General features: G+C 60.2%; 16 protein-coding genes and 1 riboswitch. Of the genes, 11 read left to right on the top strand and 5 right to left on the bottom strand.

Features of this window, described 5'->3' with window-relative positions; all coding sequences use genetic code 11:
• Window positions 1-3 precede the first annotated feature (3 nt).
• Window positions 4-177: riboswitch (yybP-ykoY riboswitch) on the bottom strand.
• A gap of 47 nt (window positions 178-224) precedes the next feature.
• The 3 genes from ACYVI2_RS24905 (at window position 225) to ACYVI2_RS24895 (ending at window position 3,975) form a co-directional block, all read left to right on the top strand.
• Window positions 225-500, top strand: coding sequence for a metal/formaldehyde-sensitive transcriptional repressor (locus tag ACYVI2_RS24905; RefSeq protein ID WP_415819793.1), 276 nt, complete (start codon window positions 225-227; stop codon window positions 498-500).
• The gene (gene dmeF / locus ACYVI2_RS24900; protein WP_415819792.1) at window positions 497-1,585 is read left to right on the top strand and encodes a CDF family Co(II)/Ni(II) efflux transporter DmeF; all 1,089 of its coding nucleotides are present in this window, start codon (window positions 497-499) and stop codon (window positions 1,583-1,585) included. The genes ACYVI2_RS24905 and dmeF overlap by 4 nt, the downstream gene beginning before the upstream one ends.
• Before the next feature lie 416 nt (window positions 1,586-2,001).
• Window positions 2,002-3,975 carry a SurA N-terminal domain-containing protein gene (locus ACYVI2_RS24895; RefSeq protein WP_415819791.1) on the top strand — a complete coding sequence of 658 codons (1,974 nt, stop codon included), beginning with the start codon at window positions 2,002-2,004 and terminating at the stop codon, window positions 3,973-3,975.
• Between the two features lie 2 nt (window positions 3,976-3,977).
• Here the strand turns inward: ACYVI2_RS24895 and ACYVI2_RS24890 are convergent, their stop codons facing one another.
• Complete coding sequence (locus ACYVI2_RS24890; protein ID WP_415819790.1) at window positions 3,978-4,637, bottom strand: arylesterase; 660 nt, start codon at window positions 4,635-4,637, stop codon at window positions 3,978-3,980.
• On the opposite strand from ACYVI2_RS24890, the gene ACYVI2_RS24885 reads away from it, so the two are divergent.
• Complete coding sequence (locus tag ACYVI2_RS24885) at window positions 4,636-5,310, top strand: ABC transporter ATP-binding protein (protein WP_415819789.1); 675 nt, start codon at window positions 4,636-4,638, stop codon at window positions 5,308-5,310. The two genes, ACYVI2_RS24890 and ACYVI2_RS24885, sit on opposite strands and share 2 nt — an antisense overlap.
• 16 nt (window positions 5,311-5,326) lie before the next feature.
• On the opposite strand, the gene ACYVI2_RS24880 is transcribed toward ACYVI2_RS24885, so the two are convergent.
• Window positions 5,327-6,298, bottom strand: a complete 972-nt coding sequence (locus ACYVI2_RS24880; RefSeq protein WP_415819788.1) for a DMT family transporter — start codon at window positions 6,296-6,298, stop codon at window positions 5,327-5,329.
• A 119-nt stretch (window positions 6,299-6,417) separates the two neighbouring features.
• On the opposite strand from ACYVI2_RS24880, the gene ACYVI2_RS24875 reads away from it, so the two are divergent.
• Window positions 6,418-7,341: a LysR family transcriptional regulator gene (locus ACYVI2_RS24875; RefSeq protein WP_415819787.1), complete on the top strand. Its 924-nt coding sequence runs from the start codon at window positions 6,418-6,420 to the stop codon at window positions 7,339-7,341.
• Window positions 7,342-7,700: 359 nt separating this feature from the next.
• Here ACYVI2_RS24875 and ACYVI2_RS24870 read toward each other — a convergent pair whose 3' ends face one another.
• The gene (locus tag ACYVI2_RS24870; protein WP_415819786.1) at window positions 7,701-8,954 is read right to left on the bottom strand and encodes an RNA-guided endonuclease TnpB family protein; all 1,254 of its coding nucleotides are present in this window, start codon (window positions 8,952-8,954) and stop codon (window positions 7,701-7,703) included.
• Between the two features lie 137 nt (window positions 8,955-9,091).
• Between ACYVI2_RS24870 and ACYVI2_RS24865 the strand changes: the two genes are divergently transcribed.
• The 6 genes from ACYVI2_RS24865 to ACYVI2_RS24840 all read left to right on the top strand — a co-directional run bounded on the left by ACYVI2_RS24865 (window position 9,092) and on the right by ACYVI2_RS24840 (window position 15,293).
• Window positions 9,092-10,138 (top strand): TRAP transporter substrate-binding protein, encoded by a 1,047-nt coding sequence (locus ACYVI2_RS24865; RefSeq protein WP_415819785.1) that lies wholly within the window; start codon window positions 9,092-9,094, stop codon window positions 10,136-10,138.
• A gap of 177 nt (window positions 10,139-10,315) precedes the next feature.
• Window positions 10,316-10,936, top strand: a complete 621-nt coding sequence (locus ACYVI2_RS24860) for a TRAP transporter small permease subunit (protein WP_415819784.1) — start codon at window positions 10,316-10,318, stop codon at window positions 10,934-10,936.
• Entirely contained in the window at window positions 10,933-12,216 is a 1,284-nt protein-coding gene (locus ACYVI2_RS24855; protein WP_415819783.1) for a TRAP transporter large permease, read from the top strand. The genes ACYVI2_RS24860 and ACYVI2_RS24855 overlap by 4 nt, the downstream gene beginning before the upstream one ends.
• A gap of 90 nt (window positions 12,217-12,306) precedes the next feature.
• A complete protein-coding gene (locus ACYVI2_RS24850) occupies window positions 12,307-12,996 on the top strand; it encodes a DUF2848 domain-containing protein (RefSeq protein WP_415819782.1) in 690 nt (229 codons plus the stop codon).
• A 56-nt stretch (window positions 12,997-13,052) separates the two neighbouring features.
• The gene (locus ACYVI2_RS24845; RefSeq protein ID WP_415819816.1) at window positions 13,053-14,411 is read left to right on the top strand and encodes an amidase; all 1,359 of its coding nucleotides are present in this window, start codon (window positions 13,053-13,055) and stop codon (window positions 14,409-14,411) included.
• 87 nt (window positions 14,412-14,498) lie between these two features.
• A complete protein-coding gene (locus ACYVI2_RS24840) occupies window positions 14,499-15,293 on the top strand; it encodes a putative hydro-lyase (protein ID WP_415819781.1) in 795 nt (264 codons plus the stop codon).
• A gap of 84 nt (window positions 15,294-15,377) precedes the next feature.
• On the opposite strand, the gene ACYVI2_RS24835 is transcribed toward ACYVI2_RS24840, so the two are convergent.
• Together ACYVI2_RS24835 and ACYVI2_RS24830 are read right to left on the bottom strand one after the other, a co-directional pair.
• Window positions 15,378-16,745, bottom strand: coding sequence for an MmgE/PrpD family protein (locus ACYVI2_RS24835; protein ID WP_415819780.1), 1,368 nt, complete (start codon window positions 16,743-16,745; stop codon window positions 15,378-15,380).
• 50 nt (window positions 16,746-16,795) lie between these two features.
• On the bottom strand, window positions 16,796-17,779 hold the full coding sequence (locus ACYVI2_RS24830) for a Bug family tripartite tricarboxylate transporter substrate binding protein (RefSeq protein WP_415819779.1): 984 nt from the start codon (window positions 17,777-17,779) through the stop codon (window positions 16,796-16,798).
• Window positions 17,780-17,813 lie beyond the last annotated feature (34 nt).

Raw genomic sequence — 17,813 nt, 5'->3', positions numbered from 1 at the left:
CTGATCAACCGGGCATGGACAACATAGACCAATCACACGCCCGGCAGGATGTGATGGATCTATGGTCTCGCCAAGCCGCAAAGGCCGCTTGCGCCATGGCCGACGGGCCAAGAGTGTTGACGCAAGCCTCTTTCAGACAATCCTGAAAGGAAGCTACTCCCCAGAGAGAACCGCGAGTTTAGCAGAGTTCATGTTAAGCTGCTTATACCTTAGGGAGGTATCCTATGTCTCATTTGTCGACTCACAAAGATGAACTGCTCAAGCGCGTCCAACGGATCGCGGGGCAGGTCCAGGCCGTCCAGCGTTCTCTGGAAACCGAAGCCGACTGCGACAAGATCCTGCATCTGGTCGCGGCCACCCGAGGCGCGCTGAATGGCTTGTTGGATGAGTTGCTGGAGGCCCATGCCCGAGAGCACGTTGCTCATCCGGATTTGAGCGAAGACGAACGGCAGCAGGGGGTCGAGGCCTTGGTCATGGCCATCCGGCGGTATTCCAAATGAATACGATCGACAACCTGTCAGCGGACCAGCATGGACATTCGTTTCTTGGCCGCGACCACGATGCCAACGCAAGACGGACAACTTGGGTCGTCGCTCTGACTTTCGCCATGATGGTGGGGGAGGTCATCGCGGGCTATATCACGGGCTCTATGGCCTTGCTGGCCGATGGCTTTCACATGGCCACTCACGCTGGGGCACTAGGTATTGCGGCTGCCGCCTACGGATACGCCAAACGTCATGCCGATGACCGTGCGTTCAGCTTCGGGACGGGCAAGGTCGGGGAATTGGCAGGTTTTGCCTCTGCCTTGATCTTGGGCGTCGTGGCGTTGATCATCGGCGTGGAATCAGCGCTCCGATTGGTCAACCCGACCTCGGTCGCGTTCGGCGAGGCCACTGTTATTGCGATCATCGGGTTACTCGTCAATATCGTGAGCGCGATGTTGTTGTCGGGCGGGCATTCCCATGGAGGGCATCACCACGGGCACCATCATCATTCGCCCGGTCATCACGCGCATGATCACGGTACACAAGGCGGCCACCGGCATGTCCCTCAAGAGGGTGGCGGTTACGATTCCCACAGTCACGAACATCAGGGCCAAGAACAGTCCCGTCACGAACAGGTTGCCCACGAACACAGTACTCAACGGCATCGCGATGCGGCACACGGCCAGGATAACAACCTGCGATCAGCCTATTTGCATGTGATGGCCGACGCCTTGACCTCGGTATTGGCGATACTGGCCTTGCTGGCGGGGCGTTACCTGGGTTGGGTATGGCTGGACCCCGTTATGGGCATTGTCGGCGCGGTCGTCATCGCGCGCTGGGCCTGGACGTTGATGCGCGATACCAGCAGCGTCCTGCTGGACGCCACTGATGACCATGTCGCCCAGGAAATCCGGAATGCCCTCAAATCCTGCGCCGGCACGACCATTATCGACCTGCATGTCTGGCAGATCGGCCCGCAGGCCCGGGCGGTCATCGTCAGTGTCAAGGCAGCCGCCGGCATTACCGCGAGCGAGATCCGGTCCAGACTTGCCGTGATCGACGAAATTCGCCACCTGACGGTCGAGGTCGCTCCTGGGTGATACGCTGCCAAACCGCTTGTCTGATATCCCGCTGACAATGGTAAACTCCGGCGGCTAACCTAGTGCGGTTATAGCAGTGGCAAGGGCGAATCGGTTCGCCCTTTTTTGCCCCAGCTGCCTCAAGGCAAAAAATGCCCCATCGGGGGTGTTCAGCCGGTGGCGTGGGGGGATGTGCCATCGGCCGCTAATAGGAAAGTCTTCCCTTACGGGAGGCCCTTTTAGGGAGCCCCTTTTGGGCAGCGCCGCCGCGCCGTGGCAAGCGTGGCGTATTTATTTGTGCCGGGCCATCTCGAACCAAAACATGTGGTTCGAGATAATGCCATTCATGAGATTGGCGTTGCGGTCTGTTTTGATGCGTTTTTTTGCGGCGCGAGGCCCGTTTTTGCCGGGCGTCGCGTAGGGCAAACAAGGATTCCATGTTCGAACTAATACGCAATCACCGTCGCTGGATGCAGTTCATTCTGCTGATTTTGATCGTGCCGTCGTTTTTCCTGGTCGGTATCCAGGGCTATGACAGCTTCATCAGCCGTGAACCAGAGTTGGCCACGGTCGCCGGGCAACCCATTACGCGCGGCGAGTTCGACAACGCGCACCGCAATCAGCTCGAGAATTTCCGTCAACGCCTGGGCAGCCGTTACGACCCCGCTCTGGTGGATACGCCAGCCATGCGTGAGCAGCTGTTGAATCAATTGATCGACCAGCGCTTGTTGGCCCAGGTGGCTCAGGACAACCGTTTTTCCGTCTCTGATAGCACGCTGCGCAATACCATCGCTTCCATTCCCCAGGTTCAGGATAACGGCCGTTTCTCGCCTGAGCGCTATCGCCAGGTGTTGGCCGGCCAGGGAATGACGCCTACGATGTATGAGGCAGGCCTGCGCAGCGATCTGGCGATCGGACGCGTGCTGCAACCCGTGGCGGAATCCGCTACTGCGCCTACCGCTGTGACGGCGTCGCTGGAGTCGGCCCTGACCCAGGAACGCACTGTGCAATTGCGCCGCTTTGCCGCCGCCGATTACCGGACGCAAGTCTCCGTGTCGCCCGAGGACATCAAGGCCTGGTACGACGCCAATCAGCAACAGCTGACCGTGCCCGAGCAAGTCACCGCACAATACCTGGTGCTGGACGAGGCGGCCGCCTCGCAAGACATCCAAGTCAAAGACGAGGACGTCACCAGCTATTACGAACAGAACAAGAACCGTTTTGGTCAGCCAGAGCGCCGCCGCGCCAGCCACATCATGATCCAGGTGGCCGCTGGCGCCTCGGATGCAGATCGCCAGGCCGCTCGTGCCAAGGCCGAGTCGCTGGCCCAGCAGGCTAGTGCAAACCCGGCCGGCTTTGCCGATCTGGCCAAGGCCAACTCACAGGATGCAGGCTCGGCCCAAAAGGGCGGTGATCTGGGATGGATGGCGTCCGGTATGCTGACCGGCGACCTGAACAAGACCATTTTCAGCCTGAACAAGGACCAGGTATCTGGTGTCGTCGAGAGCCCATCGGGTTTCCACGTGATCCAGGTGACAGATATTCAGCCAGCGAGCGCCAAGCCCCTGGCCGAAGTCCGTGACGAGATCACGGCCGAGATCCGCAAACAGATCGCGGCGACGCGATTTGCCGAGATGGCCACCAAACTGACCGAGATTGTCTATGACCAGCGCGATAGCCTGCAGCCTGCCGCCGATGCGCTGGGGCTGAAGATTCGCAGCGTCAGCGGTATCACCCGCCAAGGCTTGCTGCCCGCGGATAAAACCGTCGGTGCGAATCCGGCATCTGCCAGCAGCGATGCCGCCTTGCTGGACAATCCGCGCGTGCGCGAATCCCTGTTCTCGAACGATACGCTGCGTGAAAAGTTGAATTCTGGTGTGATCGAGCTGTCCTCTGACACCTTGCTGGTCGTGCGCGCGGCAGAGGTTCAGCCGCAGCACGTATCGCCGCTGGACAAAGTCACCGATTCCATCCGAGATCGTCTCACCAATGAGCGCGCCGCCGAGGCTGCCCGCAAGGCGGGCGACGAAGCCCTGAAAACCTGGTCAGCCGATGCTGCCAGCTTGCCCGAGGGCTTTGGCGCCAGCATTACCGTGACGCGCGAGCAGCCGCAACAGCTGACTGCGCCTATCCTACAGGCCGCGATGCGTTTGCCCTCGCAGCCTTTGCCTGCGTATGCAGGAGCGGTCGACGGCAATGACTACGTGGTGGTGCGCCTGGACAAGGTCGAGGCGGGCAAGGTCGAGGCGGCTGACTCCGAGCTCTTTAGCCGCCAACTCGGTGCTGCGTGGGGCGATGCAGAGTCCGCTGCCATCATGAAAATGCTGCGCGAGCAGTATCAGGTCAAGATCCTGCCCGAGGCAGCGAATGCGATTAAGGGGTCGGGTGACCCCGAATCGGCCGCAGGCTAGGGCTATTTAGCCGTTTTGCTTGTTTCCAGTATGGGCCGCAATGCGGCCCATACGTTTTTGAGCAGGGCAGGCTGGGCTTGTTCGTTGGGATGAATGCCGTCGGCCTGAAATTGCGTGCGGTCTGTGGCGATGCCTTCCATGAGAAAGGGCGCCAGATGGGCTTGCTCGGATTTGGCGACCGCCGGAAAGACATTGGCAAAGCGCTGGGTGTAATCCCGGCCATAGTTGGGCGGGATCTGCATGCCCACCAATAGCACTTGGGCGCCGGCTTTTTGCGCGCTCTGTGTCATGGTGCGCAGGTTCTGCTCGGTCATTTGCAGTGATAGGCCGCGCAGCGCATCATTCGAGCCCAGCTCGATCACGACAATCTCTGGGTGATGGCGTTGCAGCAGGGCTGGCAGGCGGGCTAGCCCGCCGCTGGTCGTGTCGCCGCTGATGCTGGCATTCATGACCTGATAGTTAGGGTATTGTTCTGACATTCGCTTGGCCAGCAAATCCACCCAACCGGATCCGCGCGTCAGACCATACTCGGCCGACAAGCTGTCACCGACGACGAGTAAGGTGTGCGTTGCGGAACCCGCGGCAGGATTGGGAGTCTGAGCGAAGGCTGTCGCGGAAATGGCCAACGCGCCTATGGCAAAACAACGGAAAAGCATACGCATGGATAGTAAGGTCTCGATTGAAGTCTCAGGGCTGGGCAAACAGGTTTCCGATGCCGGTGGTACCTTGTCGATCCTGCAAAATATCGATTTTACGGTGGCTGCCGGCAGCGCTTTGGCGATCACTGGCAGTTCCGGCTCCGGTAAATCTACCTTATTGGGACTGATGGCGGGGTTGGATGTTCCCTCGTCAGGTACGGTCCGTCTGGCGGGACAAGACCTGTTCTCCCTGGATGAGGATGGCCGTGCGCAGTTGCGTGCCCGGCACGTGGGGTTTGTGTTCCAGTCTTTCCAGTTGCTGCCCAATCTGACTGCCCTGGAAAACGTCATGCTGCCGCTCGAGCTCGCCGGCCAGCCGGCGCGAGAGGCGGCCCAGAGCATGTTGCAACGCGTCGGCCTGGGCGAGCGCCTGCATCATTATCCCCGCACATTGTCCGGCGGTGAACAGCAGCGCGTGTCACTGGCGCGCGCGTTTGTGGTGCAACCCGATCTGTTATTTGCCGACGAGCCCACCGGCAGTCTCGATGCCGCGACGGGAGAGACGGTGATAGACCTCATGTTCGATTTGCATCGCGAGCAGGGGACGACGCTGATCCTGGTCACTCATGATCCGCAACTGGCCTCGCGGTGCGGCCAGCAACTGGTGCTATCGGCGGGGCGCGTAGTCGACGCTTGATGGCCCAAAGGGCCTGTCAAGCCTGCCGTATCCGCCGTGCAGTGGCCTGACCCCGTCGCCATTCGATCAGCCCCGTCACGATACCGCTGGCGCAGATGATCGCAATCCCGAGCCACGTCAGCGCATCGGGAAAGTGCCCCCAGGCCAGCCAACCCACCGTCGTGGCGCTGACGATCTGCAGGTAGACGAATGGCGCCAGCGTTGACGCCGCCGCATTGCGATAGGCGCCGATTTGCAGCAAATGGCCCAAGGCACCCGAGAACCCCGTGGAAATCAGCAGCATCCAATTACCGGGACTCAGATTGCTTAATACCGGAAGCGCAGCCGGCAGGATCAACGGCAACATCAGGGTCAGACAGACCGCGCCCACGGCGCCGCTCCAGATCAGGGAGGTGTACGGGTCGTCACCGGCAATACGGCGCGTGGCGATGTATTGCGCGGTAAAGCAGCAGGCCGTCAAGAGGCCGAAGAGCACGCCTAGGGGATGCAAACCGCCACCCGGGCGGATGATGATCAGCACGCCACAGAATGCCACTGCGGCCGCTACCCAACGCGACATGCGCGCAGGTTCTTTCAGCACCCAGGGCGCCAGCGCCAAGACAAGCAACGGCGCCAGAAAATTGATGGCCGTGGCCTCGGCCTGCGGCATATAGCTCAGCGCGGTAAAGAAAGCTGCGGTCGCGCACAGCATCGCGCCGCCGCGGATGAGCTGCTCGCGCGGGCGCGTGCTGCGCAAAATTCCCAGCCCCCGTTTGGGCAATACCAGTCCCAGCACCAGCACCAGATGCACCATATAGCGTACCCAGCACAGAAACCACAAGGGCACACCTGCCTCCATCACCCATTTGCCGCTGGCATCCAGGCACGTGAGCGTCCAGGCCGACAAAATCAACAGGACAATGCCCAATACGGGGCGCGCTGACGGGGCGCGCGGCGCAGAGGGCAATGGCGAAGCTGCCGGTCTGGATCCGGCGGCGGCCCGGTGCATGCGAGTCTCCTTGGTTCTAGTGCAGGGCAAACACAAGCCGGCGCAAGGCCGGCTCGGTAAAACGCAACATAATACGCCTATCCCTTGGAAACGGATGCGGCGGCTATGATGAGCAGACCATGATCGATCTACGCAACATTGAAACTTTCTTTTGGGTGTCCACGCTGGGCAGTTTTCGGGCGGCGGCGGAGAAACTCAACACCACGCAACCCGCTATTTCTCAGCGGATCGCTTCGCTGGAAGGCGACCTGGGGGTTCGGCTGTTTGAACGTGACGCGCGGGGTGTGACGCTGACTGGCAAGGGGCAAGAGCTGTTATCGCACGCTGAGCGCATGTTGCAGTTGCGCAGCGATATGTTGCGGGCGGCGCGCGAACAGAACGTGATGCGCGGGCCGCTGCGTTTGGGGGTGGCCGAGACCATCGTCCAGACCTGGTTGCCGTTGCTGATCGAGCACGTGCATGCCGCCTATCCGGCGCTGGTGCTGCAGATCGAGGTCGATACGACATCGGTCTTGCATAGCCATTTGACAGCGCGCCAGATTGACCTGGCTTTCTTGATGGGGCCGATCCTGGAGCCGCGGTTCGAAAATCTGCCGCTGTGCGCGTATCCCTTGGCATGGGTGGCCAGCCCGCGTCTGGCGCTGGGGCCAGAGCCGCTGACGCTGGAGCGCATAGGCAAGCTGCCGCTGATTACGTATCCGTCGAGTAGTCGGCCGTATCAAATGGTGCGTGACATGCTGACGCGCGCCGGTGTGCAAGCCCCGCGCATGTACGGCAGCGCTTCGCTGTCGATGGTGGTGCGCATGACGCTGGATTGCATCGGTACCAGCGTCATTGCACCTGTGTTTCTGGACAAAGAGCTTGCCAATGGCGAGTTGCGCATTCTGAATGTTCAGGCGGACTCCTTGCCCGATCTGGCCTTTACCGCGACGTGGGTACAAGGACCGGACAGCCATGTGGCTCGCACGATTGCGTTGCTGGCGCAGCAAGCGGCCGAAGGCAAACTGCAGCCCTTGCCGCAGAGCGGGATAGTGGGCTCGTAGCTTGCCGCATCGATGCAATCGCATCGGGATAACGTACCTGTCGGAGCATCATTCAGCGCGGCAGCAGGGTCCGAATTGGATTCCAAGCGGGCTAGGACTTTCCCTGATGCCTTGCGATGGATCTGGTGCTCAGCCGCACCCTGCGTGCTGATGCGCTTTATTGCCACCTGGCGGCAAACCCGCGCCGTTATTGGCTTTGCGCCCGTCGGCCTTCTGTGCTGCATACAGACATAAAAAATATTTATATCTCAGCATCGCAACTTACGATTGGACAGGGTTACGTCCAGCCGGTGGAATGCGTGCGAGAGCAAGGCCGGCTGCAGACAATCTGCGGCGGTCGTTTTGCTGATCGCAGCGCGTCATCGGGTAACGGGGCCTGGCGCGTACGAATACCGCCTGCAAGGAGAGCCTCCTTGACTGCTCCCTTCCCTAAAGGAAAGGGATTCCCACTTCACAGAACCGAGCCGTCGTACATCCTCACTCATGCACTCAGGTCTTACCGTTTCTCCATGGGCTAACACCGCCAGCCCGGCGGCTAATACGTTATGCGCCGCGTTGACGTCGCGGTCGTGGTCCGTGTTGCATTGCGGACAGGACCAATGTCGCACGCTCAACGGCAGCTTGGGTAAGACATATCCGCAAACGTGGCAGCGCTTGCTCGACGGGTACCAGCGATCGACCCGCACGAACTCACGTCCGTACCAACGGGCCTTGTATTCGAGCTGTCTCACAAATTCTGCCCATCCGGCATCGCCGATGGACTTGGCAAGACAGCGGTTTTTCTGCATGTTGGACACAGACAAGCTTTCTACGGCGATCACTTGGTTCTCGTGGATCAACCGGGTAGAAAGCTGGTGTAGGAAATCCCTGCGGGTGTCTGAGATCTTTGCATGCAGCTTGGCGACTTTCAGCTTCGCCTTGGCGCGACGAGCCGATCCCTTTTGTTTCCTGGCCAAGCGGCGCTGTAGCTTGGCCAACTTAACTTCATGCTTACGAAAGACCTGTGGTGCATCGACTTTTTCTCCTGTTGAGAGAATCGCAAAATGAGACAGGCCCAGATCAATCCCGACACAGCTCGACGTAGGCGCTTTCTGCGCCACAACGTCGTCGCACAGCAGACTGACAAAGTATCGGCCCGCTGCGTCTTTGCTGACCGTGACGGTAGTGACCTTGGCGGCTTTAGGAATCTGACGGGACCAACGGATGGGAAGTGCCTCAGCCATCTTCGCGAGCTTGAGCGAGCGGCCATCCCATTTAAAGGCACTGGCGGTGTATTCCGCCGATTGCGGGCCGTCCTTGCGTTTGAAGCGAGGATATCCCGTTCGCTTGGCAAAGAACCCGGTAAACGCCGTTTGCAGATGGCGCAGTGTTTGCTGCAACGGAACACTGCTGACCTCGTTCAGCCAGACGTAGTTCGGCAGCTTTTTCAGCGTCGTCAGCGCAGCAGACGTCGCGTGATATCCCAGGCGCTCTTGCCGATCGGCCCAGGCGGTCGCACGCAGACTAAGCATGTGGTTGTAGACCACACGAACACAACCAAACGTGCGAGTCAGCGTGATCGCTTGCTCGGGCGTCGGATAGAACCGGAATCGGTAGGCACGTTTGGTTTGCATGCCCGCGATACTAACCACGCCAGACCGAAAAACTGGGTATTTACCCAGCTATCAATTCAAATCAGACTAATCGTGCAGCCTTGCGGCTGCGCCCCTTACCTCCTCGGCATGAATGCCGAGGTTTCTCGGAGCAATGGATGAAAAAGCCACTGATTACAGCCGCCATCGCCGTAGCGTTGTTGGCCACTGCCGCACATGCTCAGGATTTGCCCAAGACACATTTGAAAGTCGTCGGTGGCCTGAGCAACCTGACTGCTTATAACGACTATGAAAAGCCGTTCTGGACCAAGACCATTCCCGAGCTTTCCAAAGGCCAGGTGACGGCGGATATCAAAGGCTTTAACGAAATGGGCTTGAAAGGCCCTGAGCTGCTGCGCCTGATGTCACAGGGCGTGATCGAGTTCGGCACTGCGACGCTGTCCTACTTTGCCAGCGACAATCCGATCAACGAGGCCATCGATCTGGCCGGCTTGGCCCCTGATGTCAAAACCGTACGCGCGGTGACGAATGCCTTTGAGCCGGTCTACGCCAAGGTCTACGGCGAGGGCGCCAACGTCAAACTGCTGGGCATCTCGACCTATCCCGGTCAAGTGCTGTTCTGCAATGCCGACATCAAGAGTCTGGCCGATATCAAGGGCAAAAAGGTTCGCACCAGCAGCCGCACGACGGCGGAATTTGTGCAGGCGCTAGGCGGCTCCAGCGTCACCATGGCGTTTGGCGAAGTCGTCCCCGCGCTGCAAAACAAGGTGGTCGATTGCGCGATCACCGGCTCGCTGTCCGGCTATTCCGCGAAATGGTACGAGGTGTCCACGCACCTGTACGCTTTGCCCATCAACTGGAATCAGCAGATTCATGCGGTAAACCAAAAAGCCTGGGACAAGCTCGATCCCAAGGTCCAGACGTTCCTGCAGACCAACATCGACAAACTGGTGGACGACATCTGGGACGCCGCTGCCCGTCAGACGCAAGAAGGCTATGACTGCAACACAGGCGCTGCCGCATGCCCGTACCCCGTCAAGGGCAAGATGGTGCTGGTTCAACCCACGGACGCTGATCGCGAACTGCTGAAGAAAGTCCTGGCTGAAGCCGTGCTGCCGAAATGGGCGGCACGCTGCTCGGCGCAATGCGTCGAGGACTTCAACGCGACCATAGGCAAAGAGCTGGGCGTCGTGGCCAAGAAGTAATGACCGATACATGACTACCCTCAGGGCGCGTTGCGCGGTGGGTAGTCATGTCATCGAACGATAGTGACGCATCGTCCAGAGGGCGTGCGGACCATGCATGTCCTCATCGCAGTTCACGCCGTGCACTTCACGTGAGGTGATGTGTGTATGGATGCGCGGCAACGAAGGCAGATATTTATGACCTCATCCGAACATTTTCGAACACTGGGCAAGCTATTGCGCTGCGCAGAGTCCTTTTCGCGCGCGGCCGTCTGGGCTGGGGGCGCGCTCATTCTGGCCAGCGTGCTGTTGATCTCGTTCGACGTTGTGGCGCGTAAGCTCTTTGGCTTTACCACGGGCGGCGCAGACGAGTTGTCCAGCTATGCGTTTGCGATCAGCACGACGTGGGCCTTGGCGTTTGCCACCTTGCAACGCGCCAACGTGCGTGTGGACGTGCTGTATCAGTTCTTTCCTGTACGCGTATCGGCCTTGCTTGACTGGATTGCATTGGTTGCGTTGGGCATTTTCATGGCGTATCTGACGTATTACGCCCTCGAGATTGTGCAGACCTCATGGACTAGCCATTCCGCTGCGAACACGCCGTTAGCGACGCCGCTTTGGATTCCTCAGGGATTGTGGTGGCTCGGACTGGTGTGGATGTGCATCACCGTAGCCCTGATGCTGGTGCGTGCTTCGCTGGCGCTGGTGACGGGCGACATCGCCTTGGTCAAAGCCATCTGCGGCGTGCGCTCCACGCAAGAAGAAGCCGAGGAAGAAGCCGCCGCCGGTGAGCGTATGGTGAAAGGGGATGCAGCATGATCACGACTGCTTTGACACTGCTGTTGGTGCTCATCGGCATTTCGATTCCGGTCGGTGCGGCGCTGGGCGTGCTGGGTCTGATCCTGGACCCGCTGTATTCGATGCTGCCGCTCACGCGGGCCATGGGCGAAGTCTCCTGGAGCACGAATAACGAATTCCTGCTCGTCGCGATCCCCTTGTTCATCATGTTGGGCGAAATCCTGTTGCGTTCCGGATTTGCCGAGCGCATGTATAGCGCGATGAGCCTTTGGCTGTCGTGGTTGCCGGGGGGATTGATGCATGCCAACATCGGCGCGTCGACCTTGTTTTCCGCGACCTCGGGGTCCAGCGTGGCCACGGCTGCCACGGTGGGCACGGTTGCATTGCCGCAGATCAAGAAGTACGGCTATAACGAGCCGCTGTTCTTGGGCAGTCTCGCCGCGGGCGGCACGCTGGGGATCTTGATTCCGCCCTCTATCAATCTGGTCATCTATGGCGTGTTGACGAATTCGTCCGTGCCCAAGCTGTATTTGGCGGGGATCCTTCCGGGTCTGGGCTTGGCAGCATTGTTCATGCTGACTGTCGTGATCGCCTGCGTGATCAAACCGGCGTGGGGCGGGCACAAGATCCACGCGACATGGGGCCAGCGCATTGTCAGCTTGACACATCTGGCGCCACCGTTGGGGATTTTTTTGCTGGTGGTTGGCTCGATTTACGCGGGCCTGGCCACGCCTACCGAGGCCGCCGCCTTGGGTGTACTCGGCGCGTTGGTTCTCGCCGCGTGCTATGGCCGGCTGACGTTTGCCATGTTGCGTGATGCCATCGAAGGCACGATGCGTTCCACCGCGATGATCATGTTGATCGTGATTGCGGCCAGCTTCTTGAATTTCATTCTGGCGGCGACGGGGATCACCGATGCATTGACCCAATCCATCACCGGGCTTGGCTTGTCGCCTGGTTGGATGCTGCTGATCGTGATTCTGTTCTACCTGGTCCTTGGCTGCTTCATGGAAACGCTGTCCATGATGATCACCACCATCCCCATCGTGGCGCCCATCATGATCGCGTTGGGCTATGACCCGATCTGGTTGGGCATTGTCATTATCGTGCTCGTCGAGGCTGCACTGATTACGCCGCCCGTGGGGCTGAATCTGTTCGTGGTGCAGAGCCTGCGCAAGAGCGGAAACATGACGGCAGTCATCGTCGGCGCGTTGCCGTTCGTAGTGGCCATGTTTGTCCTGTTGGCGCTGCTGGCCTTTATCCCGGACCTGGCACTGTGGTTGCCACGCGTATTCGGCTGACGCCCTGTCGATGTATTGAACTTATTCGCAGCCTCGCGGCTGCATCCTTTTTCCTCCTGGCATGGATGCCGAGGTCTCTCGGAGCAACAAATGAAAGCTGTATTCCAAGTCGAATCCGCTACTGATAATACTGTCAACGCAATCGAAGCCGACATTCGCAATCTGGTCGTCGCGGGTTGGGCAGGGCGCGATCGCGCGGCCATCGAACACCATATCGAAGAGCTCGCCGCGATCGGCGTACCGCGTCCCAGCAGTGTGCCGCTGTACTACCGCATCGCAGATAATCAATTGACACAGACTGATCGCATTCAGGCGGTCGGCGACGCCTCGTCAGGCGAAGTCGAGACTTTTGTTTTTGCCGTAGGTGGAGAGCTCTACGTCAGTATTGCCTCGGACCATACCGACCGCAAACTCGAGTCGCATAGTGTGGCGTTGTCCAAGCAGGTCTGCGCGAAACCGGTCGGCACGACGGCATGGCGTCTTTCTGATGTCGCCGAGTACTGGGATGAACTTGTGATTCGTTCTCTCATCATCGAAAACGGTGCAGAGATCTTGTACCAAGAAGGCACGCTGGATGCGTTGCGCACGCCCCAGGAACTGATCGCCGGCTATACCGGTGGCTCAGGGTTGCCGGATGGCACCGGCATGACCTGCGGCACCGTGGGGGCTATTGGTGGGATCCGTGCCTCGACGACCTTCATCATGGAACTGTTCGACCCGCGTCGCCAGCGGTCATTGCGCCATCGGTATGATGTAGAGGTATTGCCGGAAGTCGCTTGAGTGTGACCCGGTACGAGATCATCAGGGATGCGCCGCCCAGCGGCTACGAGGACTTTATGCTTTCCACATTGCATGACACTGCTACGGCCCTGCAACAAGGCCGTTTGAGCGCCGTCGAGTTGACCGAAGCCGCATTGGCGCGTGCTGCCGATCCGGCAGGCGAGGGCGCTCGAGTATTTACGCGGGTCTACGCTGAACAGGCCCGCGCAGCGGCGCAGGCCTCTGATACCCTGCGTGCCGCGGGCCTGTCGCGCTCGCCGATAGATGGGTTGCCGATTTCGATCAAAGACCTGTTTGACGTTGCCGGCGAAACCACGCTGGCGGGCTCTGTTGCCCTGCAAGGGGCGCCCGCTGCCGAGGAAAACGCGGTCGTGGTTCAACGCCTGTTGGCTGCGGGGGCAGTCATCATCGGCCGCACGAATATGGTCGAATTCGCCTACTCTGGCCTAGGCATCAATCCGCATTACGGTACGCCGCGTAATCCCTGGGACCGCGCCAGTGGCCGTATCCCGGGCGGCTCGTCGTCGGGGGCCGGCGTATCCGTCGCCGATGGGATGGCGCTGGGCGCGATCGGCTCCGATACTGGCGGCTCAGTACGCATCCCAGCGGCCTTGTGTGGCCTGGCGGGCTTTAAGCCCAGCGCGTGGCGAGTGTCCATGGCCGGCGTGTTGCCTTTGTCCGCCAATCTCGATTCCATTGGCCCATTGGCGCCCACTGTCCGCTGTTGCGCGACTTTGGATGCGATCCTCGCCGGCGACGATATCGACAGCGTGAGTCCATCCTGGCAGCCCGCCGCTGTGCGTGGCCTGCGCCTGGCGGTGCCGACGACGTTGGCCTTGGACGGCATGGACGCCAGCGTCACAGCCGCTTTTTCTGCGGCCATCAGCCGGCTATCCGCTGCTGGCGCGCTGGTCGATGAAATCGAGATTCCGGAGTTCGCCCAGTTGGCAGCTATCAACGCCAAAGGCGGTTTTACTGCCGCCGAGGCTTGGGCCTGGCATCGCGATTTGATTGCCACCGCGGGCGACCGCTACGATCCGCGCGTGGTTTCCCGCATGCGTCGCGGCGAGGGCATGTCCGCGGCTGATTACCTGGACTTGCTGGACGCGCGCGAGGCCTGGGTTGCTGCGGTTGATCACCGCATTGCGGGCTACGATGCCTTGATGATGCCGACCGTGCCCATCACAGCGCCGACCATTGCAGAGGTCACCGCCAGCGACGAGGTTTATTACGCCACGAATGGACTGATTCTGCGTAATCCTACCTTGATCAACTTTCTCGATGGTTGTGCGGTATCCGTGCCGTGCCAGCCTGCGGACACCGCGCCCGTCGGGCTCATGATCGCAGGATCCAATGGCGCCGACGCTCGTGTCCTGTCCATCGGGATGGCGATTGAAGACCTGTTGCGCGCCTAACGCAACGCCGGCTCCGCATCATCTGGGTGCCGGCATTTTTAGAGACGTGGCGGTTCCTTCGCAACCGAGGGAGCACCGCATGGAACCATGACCTACACTGCTGATACCCATCCTGCCTATCGTGCGCGTCTCGATGCGCGTGACGGCCTGCTGACTGGTCCCACCGCCAATATCGCGCCGGGCTATGTGCAAGCTAACCTGGCGATTTTGCCATCGAACCTGGCTGCGGATTTTCTGCGATTCTGCCAACGTAATCCCAAGCCGTGTCCTTTGCTGGCGATGTCAGAGCCCGGCAGCGCAGCTTTGCCTGACCTGGGTCATGACATCGACATCCGCAGCGATGTGCCGCGCTATCGCCTCTGGCGCAATGGGCAGTTGGTCGACGAGCCTACCGATGTCCGGGACATATGGCGCGATGATCTGGTGTCTTTTTTGATCGGCTGCTCGTTCTCGTTCGAAGAAGCCATGCTGGACAACGGCCTGCCTGTCCGCCACATCGAACAGGGCTGCAACGTGCCGATGTATCGCACCTCGATTCCGACGCAGCCTGCGGGTCCTTTTCATGGACAGCTCGTCGTCTCCATGCGCCCACTCAAGGCCGCCGACGCGATCCGTGCCATCCAGGTAACCTCGCGATTCCCCTCTGTGCATGGCGCACCTGTGCACTTCGGCGATCCCGCGGAAATCGGCATTGCCGACATCAACCGCCCGGACTATGGCGACGCGGTTGAGATCCGCCCCGGCGAAGTACCTGTATTCTGGGCCTGCGGCGTTACCCCTCAATCGGTCGTCGCTGCGGTACAGCCGGAGTTCTGTATTACGCACGCGCCCGGGCACATGCTGATTACCGATCTATTGAACAGCCGGATGGCAGTGCTGTGAATGCCGCGCCGTCTTCGGGCGTCTTGTTTCCTCGCGCCTTCGGTGCCGGATACCGAAGGCGCTGAAACGCAGGAACTATCCACACTAGTGTGTCAGTGCCACCAACGCTTTGAGCGAGGGGGCAGACGCTAATTTCCAGCATGCATCCAGCAGGGCGCGTGTGCGGGTTTCGCCCAGCAACGGATTGCTCATGTTGCTGAATTTCGCCTCCAGGTCCTGATCCGTCATCGGTCGCTGCAGCGAGCCGATCGCATGTTCAACGGTGACTTGAATCTGCCGGCCATCCTTGAGAATCGCCGTGGCGTGAACGGCAGCCTCATCAATGGTGTCGTCAACGACGGCCTGGACTTTTCTGCGCGTGGCCACGACGTCTTCCCGGGTCACGATATCGTCGGCGTATTCGCTTTCACTGGCGCGGCCAAAGAGCAGGCCGACCGCGCAGCCGTGATAGACGCTGAACTTGCCTTGCAGTCCATCGGCGGGTTCTTTTTTGCCGGTCAGTTCCAGCACCAGCGAATGCACGCGCAGTTTCAGTTGTTCCAGGTTATCGGGCGTGACGCCTTGCTTGCGCAACTGCACGCTGGCATCAATGCTGGGGTGAATGACGATGCCGCAGGCGAAAGGCTTGTACGTGTTGTAGGCGATTTCGAATCGTTGGCCGAGTTCTCCGGTGATCTCATTCCAGTCGTATTTCGTCGAGGTGACTTGGGCAAATCCGCGTGGCGCTTCGATGGCGCGGGGGCTGGCGGTAAAGCCTTCGCGCGCCAGCAGGGCCGACATCAATCCGGCCTTGGCGGCGCCGCCGGGATGAAAAGGCTTGGTCATGGTGCCGAACTGGTCGCGCAGGCCCACGGGCTGAGAGGCCGCGATGCCGAGAGCCATGGCGGTCTGCTCCACGTCGAGTCCCAGCAGACGAGCGCATGCGGCGGCGGCGCCGAGCGTCCCAGTCGAGCCGGTGATGTGCCAGCCTCGATCGTAGTGTTGAGGATAAATCGTGTTGCCGACGCGGCACGACACGTCGATGCCGAGTACGACGGCATCAACGATCTGGCGGCCACTCGCACCCGTGTGTTCCGCCAGGGCAAATACCGCCGAGCACACCGGGCCCGCCGGATGGATGATGGTCTTGAGGTGCGTGTCGTCAAAGTCGAAGGTATGCGAGGTGATGCCATTGATCAGTGCTGCGTTGCTGATGTCCACCCGTTCGTGGCGGCCAAAGATCGCGGCCTGGGGCGCTGGCTGCAGGAACTGGACGGCGCCCAGCGCTGCGTCCGCAGCCTCGTGGCGAGCCGCGCCGATGGCGCAGCCCAGCCAGTTCATGATGGTGCGATGTGCCTCGTGTTCGATCTCGTCATTCCAGCCGCGCGAGGGATGCGTGGCGACAAACTCGGCCAGGATGCGGGTGACAGGAGGCGCGTTGTGATCAGCTTCGACTTTCGTGTTGATGGCCATAGGTCTCGTGTTTCGTTGCGATAAAGGGAATAGGGGAAGTGGCTGCGGGCTTATCCGTCGAGCCGGATGTTTTGTTCTTGGGCGACGCGTTTCCACCGCTCCAGGTCTTTGCGTACGTAGGCGGCAAATTCTTTGGGCGTCATGGGCATGGGAACAACGGCCTCGATTTCCAGGCGTTTGTCGACCTCGGAGGACTGCAGTGTTTTGTTCAGGCTTTCGTTGAGTGTGTTGACGATGGCGCTGTCCATGCCTGCGGGTCCCGAGACGCCGTACCACTGCAGGATGTCGTCAAAGCCGTCCAGGCCCAGCTCGGTAAACGTCGGCACATCGGGAAAGCGCGGGCTGCGCGCCTTGCCGGTGACGGCCAGTGGCCTGACGGTTTTTGCGGTGAGATGCGGGACAGCTGCTGCCAGGCCGGGGAACATGGCTTGTGTGCGGCCGCCTATGATGTCTTGAAATGCCGGCGCGATGCCTTTGTAGGCAATATGCTGGATCGGGATATCGAGGCGCTGTTTTAGCAGCTCCATCAGCAGGTGCGTCAATGAGCCGGCGCCGGCCGATCCATAGTTGGCGTTGGGATGGGCTTTTGCGTATTGCGCGAACGCTTTCAATGTGTGGATCGGCAGCTTGGCATCGACGATCAGCACATTGGGTGTTCCGCCTATCATGCCCACCGCGGTGAAGTCTTTGATAGGATCGTAGGGGACGTTGCGCGTGGCCGGGCTGGTGCCCAGGGTGGCGACATAGCCCTGCATCAGGGTATAGCCATCCGGGTCCGACCGCGCTGCGCGTTGACAGGCGATGACGCCACCTCCACCACTGACGTTTTCTACGACAAACGAGGCATTGTTGCTCAGCGATTTACCCCATTCGCTGGTGACTGCACGCGCAATGTAATCGCTGCCGCCGCCGGCTGCGACAGGCACGATAAAGGTGATAGGTCGTTGCGGAAAACCGGCGGCAGCCCGGGATGCAAGGGGAAAGCCCGCAACGCTGGCAGCACTCAAGCCGCACAGGAACGATCGACGGTCCATGCTGTTTGTCTCCTCTGGTTTTTTTGGGGGTAAG

The sequence above is a fragment of the Bordetella tumbae genome, assembly GCF_054780995.1.
Note: the sequence above shows the minus strand (reverse complement) of the source record. Positions and strands in the feature narration are given on the sequence as shown.

What these genes read in the sequence shown, in the direction of transcription:
- ACYVI2_RS24905 (WP_415819793.1), top strand. Translation starts at nt 225, where the DNA reads ATGTCTCATTTGTCGACTCACAAAGATGAACTGCTCAAGCGCGTCCAA.
- dmeF (WP_415819792.1), top strand. Translation starts at nt 497, where the DNA reads ATGAATACGATCGACAACCTGTCAGCGGACCAGCATGGACATTCGTTT.
- ACYVI2_RS24895 (WP_415819791.1), top strand. Translation starts at nt 2,002, where the DNA reads ATGTTCGAACTAATACGCAATCACCGTCGCTGGATGCAGTTCATTCTG.
- ACYVI2_RS24885 (WP_415819789.1), top strand. Translation starts at nt 4,636, where the DNA reads ATGGATAGTAAGGTCTCGATTGAAGTCTCAGGGCTGGGCAAACAGGTT.
- ACYVI2_RS24890 (WP_415819790.1), bottom strand. Translation starts at nt 4,637, where the DNA reads ATGCGTATGCTTTTCCGTTGTTTTGCCATAGGCGCGTTGGCCATTTCC.
- ACYVI2_RS24880 (WP_415819788.1), bottom strand. Translation starts at nt 6,298, where the DNA reads ATGCACCGGGCCGCCGCCGGATCCAGACCGGCAGCTTCGCCATTGCCC.
- ACYVI2_RS24875 (WP_415819787.1), top strand. Translation starts at nt 6,418, where the DNA reads ATGATCGATCTACGCAACATTGAAACTTTCTTTTGGGTGTCCACGCTG.
- ACYVI2_RS24870 (WP_415819786.1), bottom strand. Translation starts at nt 8,954, where the DNA reads ATGCAAACCAAACGTGCCTACCGATTCCGGTTCTATCCGACGCCCGAG.
- ACYVI2_RS24865 (WP_415819785.1), top strand. Translation starts at nt 9,092, where the DNA reads ATGAAAAAGCCACTGATTACAGCCGCCATCGCCGTAGCGTTGTTGGCC.
- ACYVI2_RS24860 (WP_415819784.1), top strand. Translation starts at nt 10,316, where the DNA reads ATGACCTCATCCGAACATTTTCGAACACTGGGCAAGCTATTGCGCTGC.
- ACYVI2_RS24855 (WP_415819783.1), top strand. Translation starts at nt 10,933, where the DNA reads ATGATCACGACTGCTTTGACACTGCTGTTGGTGCTCATCGGCATTTCG.
- ACYVI2_RS24850 (WP_415819782.1), top strand. Translation starts at nt 12,307, where the DNA reads ATGAAAGCTGTATTCCAAGTCGAATCCGCTACTGATAATACTGTCAAC.
- ACYVI2_RS24845 (WP_415819816.1), top strand. Translation starts at nt 13,053, where the DNA reads ATGCTTTCCACATTGCATGACACTGCTACGGCCCTGCAACAAGGCCGT.
- ACYVI2_RS24840 (WP_415819781.1), top strand. Translation starts at nt 14,499, where the DNA reads ATGACCTACACTGCTGATACCCATCCTGCCTATCGTGCGCGTCTCGAT.
- ACYVI2_RS24835 (WP_415819780.1), bottom strand. Translation starts at nt 16,745, where the DNA reads ATGGCCATCAACACGAAAGTCGAAGCTGATCACAACGCGCCTCCTGTC.
- ACYVI2_RS24830 (WP_415819779.1), bottom strand. Translation starts at nt 17,779, where the DNA reads ATGGACCGTCGATCGTTCCTGTGCGGCTTGAGTGCTGCCAGCGTTGCG.